General features: G+C 67.3%; 12 protein-coding genes. All 12 read left to right on the forward strand.

All coding sequences use genetic code 11. From position 1 onward, the window contains the following. Nucleotides 1-26: 26 nt before the first annotated feature. The 12 genes from ASC37_RS01395 (at nucleotide 27) to trpB (ending at nucleotide 14796) form a co-directional block, all read left to right on the forward strand. On the forward strand, nucleotides 27-1703 hold the full coding sequence (locus ASC37_RS01395; protein ID WP_055422650.1) for an AMP-binding protein: 1677 nt from the start codon (nucleotides 27-29) through the stop codon (nucleotides 1701-1703). A 246-nt stretch (nucleotides 1704-1949) separates the two neighbouring features. Next, nucleotides 1950-3617 (forward strand): acetolactate synthase large subunit, encoded by a 1668-nt coding sequence (gene ilvB / locus ASC37_RS01400; RefSeq protein ID WP_055422651.1) that lies wholly within the window; start codon nucleotides 1950-1952, stop codon nucleotides 3615-3617. A gap of 12 nt (nucleotides 3618-3629) precedes the next feature. Beyond that, on the forward strand, nucleotides 3630-3944 hold the full coding sequence (gene ilvN, locus ASC37_RS01405; RefSeq protein WP_055422652.1) for an acetolactate synthase small subunit: 315 nt from the start codon (nucleotides 3630-3632) through the stop codon (nucleotides 3942-3944). 62 nt (nucleotides 3945-4006) lie between these two features. Then, nucleotides 4007-5137: a chorismate synthase gene (gene aroC, locus ASC37_RS01410; protein WP_055422653.1), complete on the forward strand. Its 1131-nt coding sequence runs from the start codon at nucleotides 4007-4009 to the stop codon at nucleotides 5135-5137. Between the two features lie 108 nt (nucleotides 5138-5245). After that, nucleotides 5246-6667, forward strand: coding sequence for a 3-isopropylmalate dehydratase large subunit (gene leuC / locus ASC37_RS01415; RefSeq protein WP_055422654.1), 1422 nt, complete (start codon nucleotides 5246-5248; stop codon nucleotides 6665-6667). Between the two features lie 20 nt (nucleotides 6668-6687). Continuing rightward, nucleotides 6688-7341: a 3-isopropylmalate dehydratase small subunit gene (leuD, locus tag ASC37_RS01420; RefSeq protein ID WP_055422655.1), complete on the forward strand. Its 654-nt coding sequence runs from the start codon at nucleotides 6688-6690 to the stop codon at nucleotides 7339-7341. Then, entirely contained in the window at nucleotides 7338-8396 is a 1059-nt protein-coding gene (gene leuB, locus ASC37_RS01425; protein WP_055422656.1) for a 3-isopropylmalate dehydrogenase, read from the forward strand. Before leuD ends, leuB begins: the two co-directional genes overlap by 4 nt. A gap of 35 nt (nucleotides 8397-8431) precedes the next feature. Beyond that, nucleotides 8432-9565 carry an aspartate-semialdehyde dehydrogenase gene (gene asd / locus ASC37_RS01430; protein ID WP_055422736.1) on the forward strand — a complete coding sequence of 378 codons (1134 nt, stop codon included), beginning with the start codon at nucleotides 8432-8434 and terminating at the stop codon, nucleotides 9563-9565. Nucleotides 9566-9607: 42 nt separating this feature from the next. Continuing rightward, the gene (locus ASC37_RS01435; RefSeq protein WP_082438324.1) at nucleotides 9608-12106 is read left to right on the forward strand and encodes a FimV/HubP family polar landmark protein; all 2499 of its coding nucleotides are present in this window, start codon (nucleotides 9608-9610) and stop codon (nucleotides 12104-12106) included. Nucleotides 12107-12138: 32 nt separating this feature from the next. Continuing rightward, complete coding sequence (gene truA, locus ASC37_RS01440; protein WP_072247877.1) at nucleotides 12139-12951, forward strand: tRNA pseudouridine(38-40) synthase TruA; 813 nt, start codon at nucleotides 12139-12141, stop codon at nucleotides 12949-12951. Continuing rightward, the gene (locus ASC37_RS01445; protein WP_055422658.1) at nucleotides 12935-13600 is read left to right on the forward strand and encodes a phosphoribosylanthranilate isomerase; all 666 of its coding nucleotides are present in this window, start codon (nucleotides 12935-12937) and stop codon (nucleotides 13598-13600) included. Before truA ends, ASC37_RS01445 begins: the two co-directional genes overlap by 17 nt. Next, on the forward strand, nucleotides 13600-14796 hold the full coding sequence (trpB, locus tag ASC37_RS01450; RefSeq protein WP_055422659.1) for a tryptophan synthase subunit beta: 1197 nt from the start codon (nucleotides 13600-13602) through the stop codon (nucleotides 14794-14796). The genes ASC37_RS01445 and trpB overlap by 1 nt, the downstream gene beginning before the upstream one ends. Nucleotides 14797-14807: the final 11 nt, after the last annotated feature.

Consider the following 14807-nt stretch of genomic DNA (forward strand, 5'->3'; position numbering starts at 1 on the left):
GCGTGATCCGAGGTGGAGGAGAATCCATGGAAAAAATCTGGCTCAGGAGCTATCCGCCGGGCGTGCCGGCGGAAATCGACCCGACCGAGCATGCCTCGCTGGTCGACTTGTTCGAGCGCAGCGTGGCGCGTTTCGCCGACCTGCCCGCGTTCACCCACATGGGCAGGACGTTGACTTACCGCGAGGTGGACCGTCTTTCGGCCAACTTCGCCTCTTTCCTGCAGCATGGACTTGGCTTGGCGCCGGGCTCGCGGGTGGCGCTGATGCTGCCCAACGTGCTCCAGTATCCGGTGGCGATGTTCGGCATCCTGCGGGCGGGCTGCGTGGTGGTCAATGTCAATCCGCTCTACACGCCGCGCGAAGTGTCGCACCAGTTGCGCGACGCCGGCGCCGAGGCGATCGTCGTGCTGGAGAATTTCGCCCATACGCTCGACGAGGTGCCCGAGGTGCGCTCGCTGAAGGCGGCGGTGGTGACCTCTCTTGCGGAGATGCTGGGCGCGCCTCGCTCGTGGGTGGTGGATTTCGTCGTGCGCCGAGTGAAAAAGATGGTGCCGCCGTGGCGTCTGCCGGGGCATCGGCGCTGGAGCGAAGCCCTGCGCCGGGGGGCGGCACGCCCCATGACACGCGTCGAACCAGGGCTGGAAGACGTCGCCTTCCTGCAATATACCGGAGGGACCACGGGGGTGGCAAAAGGTGCGGTGCTGCTGCACCGCAACCTCATCGCCAACGTGCTGCAGGCTACGGCCTGGGTCCAATCGGTGTTGCGCGAGGGTGAGGAACGCGTCGTGACGGCCCTGCCGCTGTACCACATCTTCGCGCTCACGGCCAACTGCCTCGTTTTCTTTCGCCTGGGAGGGCACAACCTGCTCATCACCAATCCCCGGGACATCGACGGCCTGGTGCGGGAATTGAGCAAGTGGCCGTTTACTGCGATCACCGGCGTGAATACCCTCTTCAACGCCTTGGTGCATCACCCCGGTTTCGCCAAACTCGATTTTTCCCCGCTCAAGCTCACCCTGGGCGGCGGCATGGCCGTGCAGCAGGCGGTGGCGCAGAAGTGGCAGCAGCTCACCGGCCGGCCGCTGCTCGAAGCCTACGGCTTGACCGAGACTTCGCCGGCCGTGACGATCAACCCGCTGGATTTGCCGGCGTTCAACCATTCCATCGGCCTGCCGCTGCCGTCCACCGAGGTGAGCCTGCGCGACGACGCCGGCGCCGAGGTGCCGCCGGGTGATGCGGGGGAATTGTGCGTGCGCGGACCGCAGGTGATGCGGGAGTACTGGAACCGCCCGGACGAGACGGCCAAGGTATTCTTCCCCGATGGATTCTTGCGCACGGGCGACGTCGCGCGAATGGACGAGCGCGGCTTCCTCTACATCGTCGATCGCAAGAAAGACATGATCCTCGTGTCCGGCTTCAACGTTTATCCCAACGAGGTCGAGGACGTGATCGCGCTGCATCCGGGCGTGCTGGAGGTGGCGGTGGTGGGCGTGCCCGACGAGCGCAGCGGCGAGGCGGTGAAAGCCTACGTGGTGCGTCGTGACCCCACGCTCGATGCCGAAGCGATTCGGCAATGGTGCCGCGAGCGGCTCACCCCCTACAAGGTGCCGCATTACGTCGAATTCCGCGAGGAACTGCCCAAGACGCAGGTGGGCAAGATCCTGCGCCGCGCGCTGCGCGAGGAAGCTTGGCGGCAGGGGTGAAAAAACCGCTTGTCAGAGACCGGATTTCATGTTTTACTTTTGCCCGTGAGTCGAGTCGGAGTGCTTTGGTGATCCGTTTTCCCCTTTCCCTGGCCGTGCTGCTGCTCGTACGCGTAGGCGTAGGGCTGCGTGCGCCCCGGAGGGACTGAAGCCGGATCAAACCGTACTACCGATTCGAACCCGACCCCCTCCGGAGCCAGTCTCCCGAGGGGGTTTTCGTTTTTCCCGGCAACGAGGAGTAGGGCGATGATGACGATGACCGGCGCCGAATTGATCGTGCGCTTGTTGGAACAGCAGGGGATAGAGACGATCGTGGGCATTCCCGGCGGGGCGATCCTGCCGCTCTACGACGCCTTGAGCCAGTCGAAGACGATCCGGCATGTGCTCGCGCGCCACGAGCAGGGTGCCGGCTTCATGGCTCAGGGCATGGCGCGGGTGACGGGCAAACCCGCGGTGTGCTTCGCTTCGAGCGGCCCCGGGGCGACGAACCTGGTGACGGCGATCGCCGATGCGCGGCTCGACTCCATCCCGCTGGTGGCGATCACCGGGCAGGTGCCGCTTGCCATGATCGGCACCGACGCCTTTCAGGAAGTCGACATCTACGGCATGACCATCCCGATCACCAAGCACAATTTCCTCGTGCGCTCGGCCGCCGAGCTGCTGGAGGTGATGCCACACGCGTTTCGCATCGCCATGTCGGGGCGTCCCGGGCCGGTGCTCGTCGACGTGCCCAAGGACGTGCAGAACCAGCTCGTCACCTTCGAGCGACTGCCCGCGCCGGCCGAGTCCGATCCGCTGCCGCCGCTGGATGAAACGGCGATCGCGGCGGCGGCGCGTTTGATCGACGAGGCCGAGCGCCCGGTGCTCTACCTGGGCGGCGGAGTGATCCATGCCGATGCGGCCCCGCTCGCGGTGACCTTGGCCGAGCAGACCTCGATGCCTACCACCATGACGCTGATGGCGCTGGGTGCGATGCCGGTCGATCATCCGCTCTCGCTGGGGATGCTGGGCATGCACGGGGCGCGCCATACCAATTTTGCCCTGCAGGAGGCGGACCTCTTGGTTTGCGTCGGGGCGCGCTTCGACGACCGGGCCATCGGCAAGGCGTCGCAGTTCTGCCCCGAGGCGAAAGTGATCCACATCGACATCGACCGGGCGGAACTGGGCAAGATCCGTCGCCCCGACGTGGCGATCCATGGCGACGTCAAGGCGGTGCTGCAGGCGCTGTTGCCGCGGGTGCGGGCCCAGCTGCGCAAGCGCTGGCTGAGCCACGTGGCGGGACTGAAGTCGCGCTTCCCTCTCGTGCTGGAGGGGCGCGAGGATCCGCGCAGCCACTACGGGCTCGTCCAGGCGGTGGCCAAGGCGCTCGACGACGAGGCGGTGGTGGTCACCGACGTCGGCCAGCACCAGATGTGGGTGGCGCAAGCCTATCCGCTGCGCCGGCCGCGGCAGTGGCTCACCTCCGGCGGGCTGGGCACGATGGGCTTCGGTCTGCCGGCGGCGATCGGCGCTGCGCTCGCCGAGCCGCAGCGCACGGTGGTGTGCTTCACCGGCGACGGCAGCCTGAAGATGAACATCCAGGAGATGGCGACGCTCGCCGAAGAAGGGGGCAACGTCAAGATCGTGCTGATGAACAACCAGTCGCTCGGGCTCGTCTATCAGCAGCAGAATCTCTTCTATGGCAAGCGCGTGATCGCCTCGAACTACCGCCGGCCGACGGACTTCGTCAAGATCGCCGAGGGCTTCGGGCTGGAAGCGCTCGATCTGGATCGCAGCGAGCATCCCGAGGCCGATCTGGCGGCGATCCTGCGCCGCCCCGGTCCGGCGCTCATCCACTGCTCGATCGAGCGCGAGCGCTTCGTCTATCCCATGGTGCCGCCGGGCGCCGCCAACACCGAGATGATCGAGGGCTGACAGGAGAGGAAGATGATCGAACAAGTGGCCGAACCGCTGCCTACGGGCGGTTTCGAGAAAGTGGTGCTGGAGCTGGAGGTCAACAACCATCCCGGCGTGATGAGTCACGTCTGTGGCTTGTTCGCGCGGCGCGCCTTCAACGTCGAGGGGATCCTGTGCATGCCCTTGCCCGACGGGCGGCGCAGCCGCATCTGGCTCACCGTCTTCGCCGACCAGCGGCTGGAACAGCTCGTCCGCCAGCTCGAGCGCCTGGTCGACGTGCTCGAAGTGCGCCGCCATGGAGCCGATCACGAGGTGTTCGTGCAGCTGGAGCGATTCTTCCAGTGAGTCGAAGCCGTGTGGAGCGCATGCTAAACTCGTTCTTTTGCGCACGGACGGTAGGGTAAGCGATGGCGGGCAATACCTTCGGCACAGTGTTCACGGTGACTTCCTTCGGGGAATCGCACGGGCCGGCGATCGGCTGCGTGGTCGACGGCTGCCCGCCGGGCCTGGCGCTCACCGAGGCCGACATCCAGCGCGAGCTCGACCGGCGCAAGCCCGGCACTTCGCGCCACGTCACCCAGCGGCGCGAGCCCGACACCGTCGAGATCCTCTCGGGCGTCTATGAGGGCATGACGACGGGCACGCCGATCGCCTTGCTCATCCGCAACGTCGATCAGCGCTCCAAGGATTACGGCAACCTCGTGGAGACGTTCCGTCCGGGGCACGCCGACTACGCCTACACCATGAAATACGGCCGGCGCGATCCGCGCGGCGGCGGGCGCTCTTCGGCGCGCGAGACGGCGGTGCGGGTGGCGGCCGGGGCGATCGCCAAGAAGTGGCTGCGCGAGCGCCACGGCGTGGTGATCCGCGGCTTCATGGCCCAGCTGGGGCCGATCGAGATCCCCTTCGTTTCCTGGGAGCACGTGGAGCAGAATCCTTTCTTCGCTCCGAATCTCGAGCTGGTGCCGGAGCTCGAACGCTTCATGGATGCGCTGCGCAAGGCGGGCGACTCGGTCGGCGCAAGGCTCACGGTGGTGGCCCGCGGCGTACCCCCGGGTTGGGGCGAACCGGTGTTCGGGCGGCTCGATGCCGAGATCGCCGCGGCGATGATGAGCATCAACGCCGTCAAGGGCGTGGAGATCGGCGACGGGTTCGCCGTCGTGACCCAGCGCGGCAGCGAGCATGGCGACGAGCTCACGCCGCAGGGGTTTCTGTCGAACCACGCTGGCGGCATTCTCGGCGGCATCAGCACGGGGCAGGACGTCGTCGTGCATCTGGCGGTGAAGCCCACCTCCAGCATCCGGCTCGAGCGCCGTTCGATCGACCTGCGCGGGGTGCCGACCACGGTGGCCACCCACGGACGGCACGACCCCTGCGTGGGGATTCGCGCCACACCGATTGCCGAGGCCATGCTCGCCCTGGTGCTGATGGATCAGGCGCTGCGCCATCGGGCGCAGTGCGGCGACGTGGTGCCGCCGCTTTCCCCCGTTCCGGCTTTGTCGCCGGGTGCAACGGGTTCGATTCCTTCGCCACTTTGAAGGGATGACCTGTTGCTAATGCGCTACGCCATGGTGTTGGCGCCGATGACGAGGTTGTGAAATAATTACGCGCCGTGGGTGGCGCGATTGACCCGGAGAGACCGTTCGATGAACGCCAAGACCTTGTATGACAAATTGTGGGACGCGCATCTGGTGCGCCAGGAGCCCGACGGCACGGCCCTCATCTACATCGATCGCCACCTGATCCACGAGGTGACCAGTCCCCAGGCGTTCGAAGGGCTGCGTCTGGCGGGGCGAAAGCCCTGGCGGACGGGTTCCATCGTCGCCACGGCCGATCACAACGTGCCTACCGATCCTAGCGAGACCGAGATCCGCGATCCCATTTCGCGCGAGCAGGTGGTCACGCTCGACCAGAACATCCGCGCTTTCGGCGCGCTGCGCTATTTTCCCTTCCATGATCCGCGCCAGGGCATCGTGCACGTCATCGGCCCGGAGAGCGGGGCGACGCTCCCCGGTATGACCGTGGTGTGCGGCGACTCGCACACCTCCACGCACGGGGCGTTTGCCTGCCTCGCCCACGGCATCGGCACTTCCGAAGTCGAGCACGTGCTCGCCACCCAGTGCCTCATCCAGAAAAAGGCCAAGAACATGCGCGTGCGCGTCGACGGCAGCCTGCCGCCGGGCGTCTACGCCAAGGACGTGATCCTGGCCATCATCGGCAGAATCGGCACCGCTGGTGGCACGGGGCACGCCATCGAATTCGCCGGCGAGGCGATCCGCTCCCTCTCCATGGAAGGGCGCATGACGGTATGCAACATGGCGATCGAGGCCGGCGCGCGCGTGGGCATGGTCGCGGTCGACGACAAGACCCTCGACTATTTCCGCGACAAACCCCTCGCGCCCAAGGGCGAGCTGTGGGAGCAGGCGGTCGACTACTGGCGCACCCTCGTGTCCGATCCTGAAGCCCGGTTCGACCGTGAGGTGGTGCTCGACGCCGCCACCCTCAAGCCGCAGGTCACCTGGGGCACCTCGCCGGAGATGGTCACCGACATCGAAGGGCGCGTGCCCGATCCGGCTTCTTTCGCCGATCCGGTCAAGCGGGACGCCGCCGGGCGGGCGCTCGCCTACATGGGGCTGGAGCCGGGCACGCCGATCGGCGAGATCCGCGTCGATCAGGTCTTCATCGGCTCGTGCACCAATTCCCGCATCGAGGATCTGCGCGCGGCCGCCGCCGTCGTGCGCGGGCGCAAGAAGGCACCCAACGTCAAGCGCGTGCTGGTGGTGCCCGGCTCGGGCCTGGTGAAGAAGCAGGCCGAGGAAGAGGGGCTGCACCGCATCTTCATCGAAGCCGGCTTCGAATGGCGTGACCCGGGCTGTTCCATGTGCCTGGCGATGAACGCCGATCGTCTGGAGGCGGGCGAGCGCTGCGCCTCGACTTCCAACCGCAACTTCGAAGGCCGCCAGGGTGCGGGTGGGCGCACGCACCTCGTGAGCCCCGCCATGGCCGCCGCCGCCGCGATCGCCGGACACTTCGTCGACGTGCGCGAACTGCTGCCGGCCTCCGTCTGAGACCCGAGAGAGACAAAGACATGGAAAAATTCATCCGCCTCGACGCCCTGGTCGCTCCGCTCGATCGGGCCAACGTCGACACCGACGCCATCATCCCCAAGCAATTCCTCAAGTCCATCCATCGCAGCGGCTTCGGCCCCTACCTCTTCGACGCGTGGCGCTACCTCGACCGTGGCGAGCCGGGCATGGACTGCAGCAAGCGGCCGAAGAATCCCGACTTCGTGCTCAACCAGCCGCGCTACCAGGGGGCGCAGATCCTGCTCGTGCGCGAGAACTTCGGTTGCGGCAGCTCGCGCGAGCATGCGCCCTGGGCTTTGCTCGACTACGGTTTTCGGGCGCTGATCGGTCCGAGCTTCGCCGACATCTTCTACAACAACTGCTTCAAGAACGGGCTGCTGCCCATCGTGCTGCCGGCCGAGGAAGTCGATCGGCTCTTTGGCGAATGTGAGGCCACGCCCGGCTACCGTCTGGCGATCGATCTGCCGTCGCAGACCATCACCACGCCCGAGGACAGGGTGATTTCCTTCGAGATCGACTCCTTCCGCAAGGAGTGTCTGCTCAACGGCTGGGACGACATCGGCTTGACGCTGCGCCACGCCGACGAGATCCGCCGCTTCGAAGAGGCCTATCGCGCGCGCCATCCCTATTATTTCGTCGAGGAGTCGGCAGCATGAAAAAACGCGTCTGTGTGCTTCCCGGCGACGGCATCGGCCCTGAGATCGTGGCCGAGGCGGTGAAGGTGCTCGACGCCCTCGCGCTGCCGATCGAGTACGAATACGCCCTCCTGGGCGGCGCGGCGATCGACGCCACCGGCGAGCCTTATCCCGAGGAAACGCGTTCGGCGGCGCGCCGGGCCGACGCGGTGCTGCTCGGCGCCGTGGGCGGGCCGAAGTGGGACGAGCTGCCGCGCGCCCAGCGCCCCGAGCGGGGGCTTTTGGGTATCCGCAAGGATCTGGGGTTGTTCGCCAACCTGCGCCCGGCCGTGCTCTTCCCCGAGCTCGCTTCGGCCTCTACGCTCAAGCCCGAAGTCGTCTCGGGGCTGGACATCGTCATCGTGCGGGAGCTCACCGGCGACATCTATTTCGGCGAGCCGCGCGGCATCGAAGTGCGCGACGGCGAGCGCGTCGGCTTCAACACCATGATCTACCGCGAAAGCGAGATCCGCCGCATCGGCCGCGTGGCCTTCGAAACGGCCCGCCGCCGCGGCAAGAAGCTGTGCTCGGTCGACAAGATGAACGTGCTCGAGACCACCCAGCTGTGGCGCGACGTGATGAACGAGCTCGCGCCGGAGTACCCCGACGTGACGCTCACGCACATGCTCGTCGACAACGCCGCCATGCAGCTCGTGCGCGCGCCCAAGCAGTTCGACGTGATCGTCACCGGCAACATGTTCGGCGATATCCTCTCGGACGAGGCGGCCATGCTCACCGGCTCCATCGGCATGCTGCCTTCGGCCTCGCTCGACGAGCAGGGCAAGGGGCTCTACGAGCCCTGCCACGGCTCGGCGCCGGACATCGCCGGCCAGGGCGTGGCCAATCCGCTCGCCACCATCCTGTCGGCGGCGATGATGCTGCGCCACAGCTTCGGCTGGGAAGACGCGGCCGCGCGCATCGAGCGGGCCGTGCGCACGGTGCTCGCGCAGGGATTGCGCACGCGCGACATCTTCGAGCCCGGCACGCGGCTCGTCGGCACCGCCGAGATGGGCGACGCGGTGGTCGCGGCGCTGTAATGACAGAAAAACGAGACGAGGAACAGAGAATGGCAATGCAACGAGTCGGATTGGTCGGCTGGCGCGGGATGGTCGGTTCCGTGCTGATGCAGCGCATGGAAGAGGAGAAAGATTTCACCCTCTTCGAACCGGTGTATTTCTCCACTTCGGCCGCGGGCAAACCCGCGCCGGGCTTCGGCGGCGTGACCCCGGCCGAGCCGCTCCAGGACGCCTACGACCTGGAATCGCTCGCCCGGATGGACATCGTCCTCACCTGCCAGGGCGGCGACTACACCAAGGCGGTCTATCCCAAGCTGCGCGCGGCCGGCTGGAAAGGGCATTGGATCGACGCGGCGAGCGCCCTGCGCATGGAACCGCACACGGTGATCGTGCTCGATCCGGTCAATCGGCCGGTCATCGACGCGGCGCTCGCCAAGGGCGGGCGCGACTGGATCGGCGGCAATTGCACCGTCTCGCTCATGCTGATGGCGCTCGCCGGGCTCTTCCGGGAGGAGCTCGTCGAGTGGGTCTCGTCGATGACCTACCAGGCGGCTTCCGGCGCGGGGGCGCAGAACATGCGCGAGCTCCTCGAGCAGATGGGGCGGCTCTATCGGGCGGTGGAGAAAGATCTCGCCGACCCGGCCTCCGCCATCCTGGAGATCGACCGCAAGGTGACGGCTGCTCTGCGCTCGCCCGATTTTCCCACCAAGAATTTCCGCGGCGTGCCGCTTGCCGGCAGCCTCATCCCCTGGATCGACGTGCCGGTCGAGCACGGTCAGTCGAAGGAAGAATGGAAGGGCGGGGCCGAGTGCAACAAGATTCTCGGCAAGCCGCCCTTCCGCACGCCAGGGTCGATCCCCATCGACGGTTTGTGCGTGCGTATCGGCGCCATGCGCTGCCATTCACAAGGGTTGACGGTCAAGCTCAAGCGCGACGTGCCGCTCGAGGAGATCGAAGCGATCATCGCCGGGGCCAACGAGTGGGTGAAAGTGGTACCGAACGAGCGCGAGGCGAGCGAGCGCGAGCTCACGCCGGCGGCCGTGTCGGGGACCTTGACGGTACCCATCGGGCGTTTGCACAAGCTCGCCATGGGGCCGGAGTATCTGGGGGCGTTTACGGTAGGCGACCAACTCCTGTGGGGAGCGGCCGAGCCGTTGCGCCGAATGTTGCGGATCCTGCTGCAAGCCTGAGGAACCGCTGCAGGATTCGATGTCGACGAGGGAGCGCAGAACATGAAACGAACGAGGCAGGTGCCTTTGGCCCTGTTGCTGGGCGCTTTGTGGGGTAACGCCTGGAGCGCGGGATTCGGTGAGCTCATCGTGCGCTCCCGCCTGGGGGAGCCGCTCACGGCCGAGATCACCGTGAAGGCGACTCCGGAAGAGCTGCGATCCCTCTCGGCACGCATCGCCCCCGCCGAGTATTTTCGCCAAGTCGGCGTGCCGTACAACGCCACGATCCAGGCGATCGATGCCAAAGTGGTCCGGGACGGCAACCGGGCCAAGATCGTGCTCACCAGCCGCACGCCGATCCGGGAGCCCTTCGTCGATGTCCTGCTCGACATGAACTGGGCCGGCGGACGTCTGGTGCGGGAATTCGCCATCCTGCTCGATCCGCCAGAAATGGCTGCGCCGGCACGTCCGGTGCCGGCTACCGGAAAGGATGTGACCGTACCCGCCAAGGCGGCAGCGCGGCAGACGCCGGGTCAATGGACCGTGCAGCCCGGCGAAACGCTCTACGCCATCGCACGGCAAGTCTCGCCATCCGGTGCCACGACCGAGCAGACGCTCGTGGCATTGTGGCGCGCCAACCCCAATGCGTTCATCGAGGGGGACATCAACCGGCTCAAGGTCGGCGCGACGCTCAAGGTGCCTTCGAGCGAGGAGATCCGCCGCATCCCTCTGGCCGAAGCGCGTTCGATGCTGCGTGCGCCAAGCAAGCCGCGGCAGGCCGCGGCAGCGCCTGCCCGCGAAACGGGGCCTGCGCCAGCGCCGGAGGCTGCGGCAGACAAGGGCAAGGCGATCGCCCGCGAGGCGCTCGAAGCCCCATCGCCTGCGCCCGCCGAAGATCGGCTCAAGGTCGGTGCGGCTCCGGAGACGGGGGCCGGCACGGAAACGAAAAGCCCCGCCATTCCTTTGCCCGAGACCGCGGCTTTGCAAGAGAGCCTCTCTGCCTCGGAAGCGGCGCTCGGCGAGGCGAACGAGCGCATCGTCAAGCTCGAGACGGAAATCGCCCGTCTGCAGAAACAGCTCGAGGCGCAAAACGCTACCCTGGCCCGCCTGCAGGCGCAGGCCGAAGCCAGCGCCAAACAGAGCGAGGCGTCGTGGATCGATGGGCTCCTGCCTGCTGTAGGAGGGGCCGCGGCCGCGCTGCTTGCGATGTTTGGCTGGTCTGCTTACCGCCGCCGGCGCGAGGAAAAAGCCGCTCTTCCCATTTCCTCCGCTCCTGCGACGGTGACGGCAGAGACCCCCGCCGTGACCACGATCGAGCACTCCGGTCCGGTCACCGAGTCCGGTCGCGCCGTCACCTCGGGGCAGAACATCGACACCTCCAGCATCCTCGGTACCGATTTCACCCAAGTCGCGTTCAACGCCCTGCATGCCGACGAAGGGGTCGATCCCGTGGCCGAGGCCGAGGTCTATCTGGCCTACGGCCGCGACCCCCAGGCCGAGGAGATCCTGCTCGACGCGCTCAAGCAGAACCCGCGGCGTGCGGCCATCTACCTCAAGCTGCTCGAAGTCTATGCCAAGCGCGGCGATCGGGCAAAATTCGATCAATATCTGCGGACCCTGTCCGAATTGACCGGCGAGCAGGGGCCCGACTGGACCATGGCCCTGGCGATCGGGCAGCGGGCCTGGCCGCAGGACGAGCGTTTCGCCACGGTGGTCGTGACCGACACCTTGGAGCCCACGGAGTCTTTGGCCGAAAAAGCGGGCGAATCGACGCTGCAGCGCGAGATTTCGCCTGCATCGGCTACGGCGCCGGCCGCCGAGGCGCCGGCCCAACCGGCCGCGACTGCCGAGCCAGCTGCGACCGTTCCCCAAGCAGACTTCGTCGAACTCGACTTCGATCTCGACAAACTGACGGAGCAGATGGCGGCCGAACCGAAGCCTGCGCCGGCTACCGCGGCGCCTGCGCCGGCCCCGGATGCGCTGGATTTCGATCTCGAACTTCCTCCCGAGGAAGAAGCTCGGCCGCAGGCGCCCTCGGGGGCTCCGGCGGCAGAGGCTCCTTCCCCGGAAAAAGGGGAGGATTCCTCGGCGCTGGAATTCCCCGAGCTTTCGCTGGAAGAGAACGCTGCGGCGCCGCGTGAAGAGCGCCCCGCTCCTTCTCCGGCCGAAATGGCGGAGTCGCAGGAATTGAAGTCCATGCTCGAAGAGATCGATTTCGATCTCGCCGAGATCTCGCCGGAGACGGAGGCGCCGGGCAAGGAGCCGACCGAACCGCCGAAAGGAGCGGAGCCTTCCGCGGTGGCTCCGGCAAGCGCTGAAGAGCAGAAGTCGTCCGAGGCCGGTCCGCCGACCGAGGTGATGGACATCGACCTCGAGCGCTTCGCCGGTGAAGCCGGCACGGCCGATCACGACACCCGCCTGCAACTCGCCGAGGCCTATCTCGAGATGGGGGATACCGAAGGAGCGCGTGAACTGCTCGAGGAAGTGCTGCGCGACGGCGACGAGACACAGCGCGCTGCGGCGCAGCAGCTCATGGACCGGATCCTGGGGAGTAAAGCTTGACGGGACTCTCCCGCCGGCGGGGGTGAGGCGCGGTGCGCTGGGCATTGCTCGTCGAATACGCCGGGCAGGGGTTTCTCGGCTGGCAGATGCAGGCAGAGGGGCGCACGGTGCAGGCGGTGCTGGAGGCGGCGGTCTCGGTACTCGCCGCGCAGCCGGTGCGCCTGCACTGCGCCGGACGCACGGATGCCGGAGTACATGCGCTCGCCCAGGTGGTGCATTTCGATGCGGCGGCCGAACGACCGCCTTACGCCTGGGTGCGGGGCGTGAATGCCCATCTGCCCGAAGACGTGGCGGTGCGTGCGGCCTGGCCCGTATCCGAGGCGTTTCACGCGCGCTATCGCGCCGTCTCCCGCCACTACCGCTACGTGCTCTACAATGCGCCGGTGCGCCCGGCCGCGCTCGCCGGCCGGGTGGGCTGGGAAGCGCGGCCGCTTGCGCTCGAGCCGATGCGCGAGGCCGCGACGTCGCTCTTGGGGACGCACGACTTCTCGGCCTTTCGCACGGCCCAATGCCAGGCGCGCTCGCCGGTGAAGACCCTCCATCGCCTCGAAATCGAACGCCGCGGCCCCTTCCTGCACTTCGACTTCCACGCCGACGCCTTCTTGCATCACATGGTGCGCAACCTCGTTGGCGCGCTCGTCTACGTGGGCAAGGGGCGTTTCCCGCCCGAATGGGTCGGCGAGGTGCTCGAACGGCGCGAGCGCGCGCTCGCCGCGCCCACTTTTCCTGCCGCCGGGCTCTATTTCTGTGGGGTCGAGTATCCGCCAGGGCTGGGCGTGCCCGAGCGGATCGTGCGCCGGCCCGAATTCGGCTTGGACGAGGAAGTGGATGTCCCAAAATCCTGACCCCCAAAATTCAAATTCTGCCCCCCCCCGCCGCGTGCGCGTGAAGATCTGCGGTCTGACGCGCTCCGAGGACGTGCGGGAGGCTTGCCGGCTGGGCGCCGATGCGCTCGGTTTCGTCTTCTATCCGCCCAGCCCCCGGGCGGTGACGATCGCGCAGGCCGAAGCCCTGCTTGCCGAAGTGCCCCCCTTCGTCACCACGGTGGGGCTCTTCGTCAATCCCACCCCGGACGAGGTGGAATCGGTGCTCGAGCGTGTGCCGCTCGATCTACTGCAGTTCCACGGCGACGAGCCGCCCGAGTTGTGCCGGCGTTTCGCCCGGCCTTATCTCAAGGCGCTGCGGGTGCGCCCGGGGCTCGATCTGCTAGAATTGGCGCGATGCTATCCCGACGCGAAGGGGCTGCTGCTCGATGCCGACTCCGCCGTATGGGGCGGCAGTGGCCGTGCTTTCGACTGGAACCTGATCCCGCCCGGTCTGCCGTGCCCCGTGGTGCTCGCCGGCGGCCTCACGCCCGAGACGGTGGCCGAGGCGATCGCGCGCGTGCGACCCTGGGCCGTGGATGTCTCGAGCGGCGTCGAGGCGGCCAAAGGAATCAAATGCCCGCAGAAGATGGCGGCCTTCTTCGCCGCCGTGACCCGAGGAATGCGCTGATGGATTATCACTACCCGGATGCCCGGGGCCATTTCGGCCCCTACGGCGGCGTCTACGTGGCCGAGACCCTGGTGCCGGCGCTCGAGGCGCTCGCCCAGGCCTATGAGGAAGCCAAGCGCGACGCGTCTTTCCGCGCCGAGTTCGAATACGAGCTCGAGCACTACGTCGGCCGCCCCAGCCCCATCTACCACGCCAAGCGCTGGTCGGAGATCCTGGGTGGGGCGCAGATCTACCTCAAGCGCGAGGACCTGAACCACACTGGCGCGCACAAGATCAACAACTGCATCGGCCAGGCGCTGCTCGCCCGGCGCATGGGCAAGCCGCGCGTGATCGCCGAGACCGGTGCGGGGCAGCACGGCGTGGCCACCGCCACGGTGGCGGCGCGCTACGGCATGCGCTGCGTCGTCTACATGGGCGAAGAGGACGTGCGCCGGCAGGCGGCCAACGTCTATCGCATGAAGCTGCTCGGGGCCGAAGTGGTGCCGGTCGCCTCCGGCTCGCGCACGCTCAAGGACGCCCTCAACGAGGCCATGCGCGACTGGGTCACCAACGTGCATGATACCTTCTACATCCTCGGCACCGTGGCCGGGCCGCACCCCTATCCGGAAATGGTGCGCGATTTCCAAACGGTGATCGGCAAGGAATGCCTGTGGCAGATGCCGAAGCTCATCGGCCGTCAGCCCGACTACGTGATCGCCTGCGTCGGCGGCGGCTCCAACGCCATCGGGATTTTCTACCCCTATCTGCAGCATGAATCGGTGCGCCTGATCGGGGTGGAGGCGGCCGGAGAGGGGATCGAGACGGGGCGGCACGCGGCCACGCTCGTGGCCGGCCGCCCCGGCGTGCTGCACGGCAACCGCACCTACCTGCTGCAGGATGAGGGCGGTCAGATCCGCGAGACGCATTCCATCTCCGCCGGCCTGGACTATCCCGGCGTGGGGCCGGAGCATGCGCTCCTCAAGGACCTGGGACTCGCCGAGTACGTGGCCGTGACCGACGAGGAGGCGTTGGCGGCCTTCCATGCGCTGTGCCGCTACGAGGGCATCATCCCGGCGCTCGAATCCTCGCACGCGCTCGCCTACGCGGCCAAGCTCGCCCCCAGCCTGCCGCGCGACACGGTGCTGCTCGTCAATCTGTCGGGGCGGGGCGACAAGGACATGCACACCGTGGCCGAACGCTCGGGCATCCGCTTGTGAACGAGGACCGC

The organism is Tepidiphilus thermophilus, from assembly GCF_001418245.1.
Lineage (GTDB): Bacteria > Pseudomonadota > Gammaproteobacteria > Burkholderiales > Rhodocyclaceae > Tepidiphilus > Tepidiphilus succinatimandens.

Bases quoted from the DNA above. Each gene is read 5' to 3' on its own strand.
- ASC37_RS01395 (WP_055422650.1), top strand. From the start codon at position 27: ATGGAAAAAATCTGGCTCAGGAGCTATCCGCCGGGCGTGCCGGCGGAA.
- ilvB (WP_055422651.1), top strand. From the start codon at position 1,950: ATGATGACGATGACCGGCGCCGAATTGATCGTGCGCTTGTTGGAACAG.
- ilvN (WP_055422652.1), top strand. From the start codon at position 3,630: ATGATCGAACAAGTGGCCGAACCGCTGCCTACGGGCGGTTTCGAGAAA.
- aroC (WP_055422653.1), top strand. From the start codon at position 4,007: ATGGCGGGCAATACCTTCGGCACAGTGTTCACGGTGACTTCCTTCGGG.
- leuC (WP_055422654.1), top strand. From the start codon at position 5,246: ATGAACGCCAAGACCTTGTATGACAAATTGTGGGACGCGCATCTGGTG.
- leuD (WP_055422655.1), top strand. From the start codon at position 6,688: ATGGAAAAATTCATCCGCCTCGACGCCCTGGTCGCTCCGCTCGATCGG.
- leuB (WP_055422656.1), top strand. From the start codon at position 7,338: ATGAAAAAACGCGTCTGTGTGCTTCCCGGCGACGGCATCGGCCCTGAG.
- asd (WP_055422736.1), top strand. From the start codon at position 8,432: ATGCAACGAGTCGGATTGGTCGGCTGGCGCGGGATGGTCGGTTCCGTG.
- ASC37_RS01435 (WP_082438324.1), top strand. From the start codon at position 9,608: ATGAAACGAACGAGGCAGGTGCCTTTGGCCCTGTTGCTGGGCGCTTTG.
- ASC37_RS01445 (WP_055422658.1), top strand. From the start codon at position 12,935: ATGTCCCAAAATCCTGACCCCCAAAATTCAAATTCTGCCCCCCCCCGC.
- trpB (WP_055422659.1), top strand. From the start codon at position 13,600: ATGGATTATCACTACCCGGATGCCCGGGGCCATTTCGGCCCCTACGGC.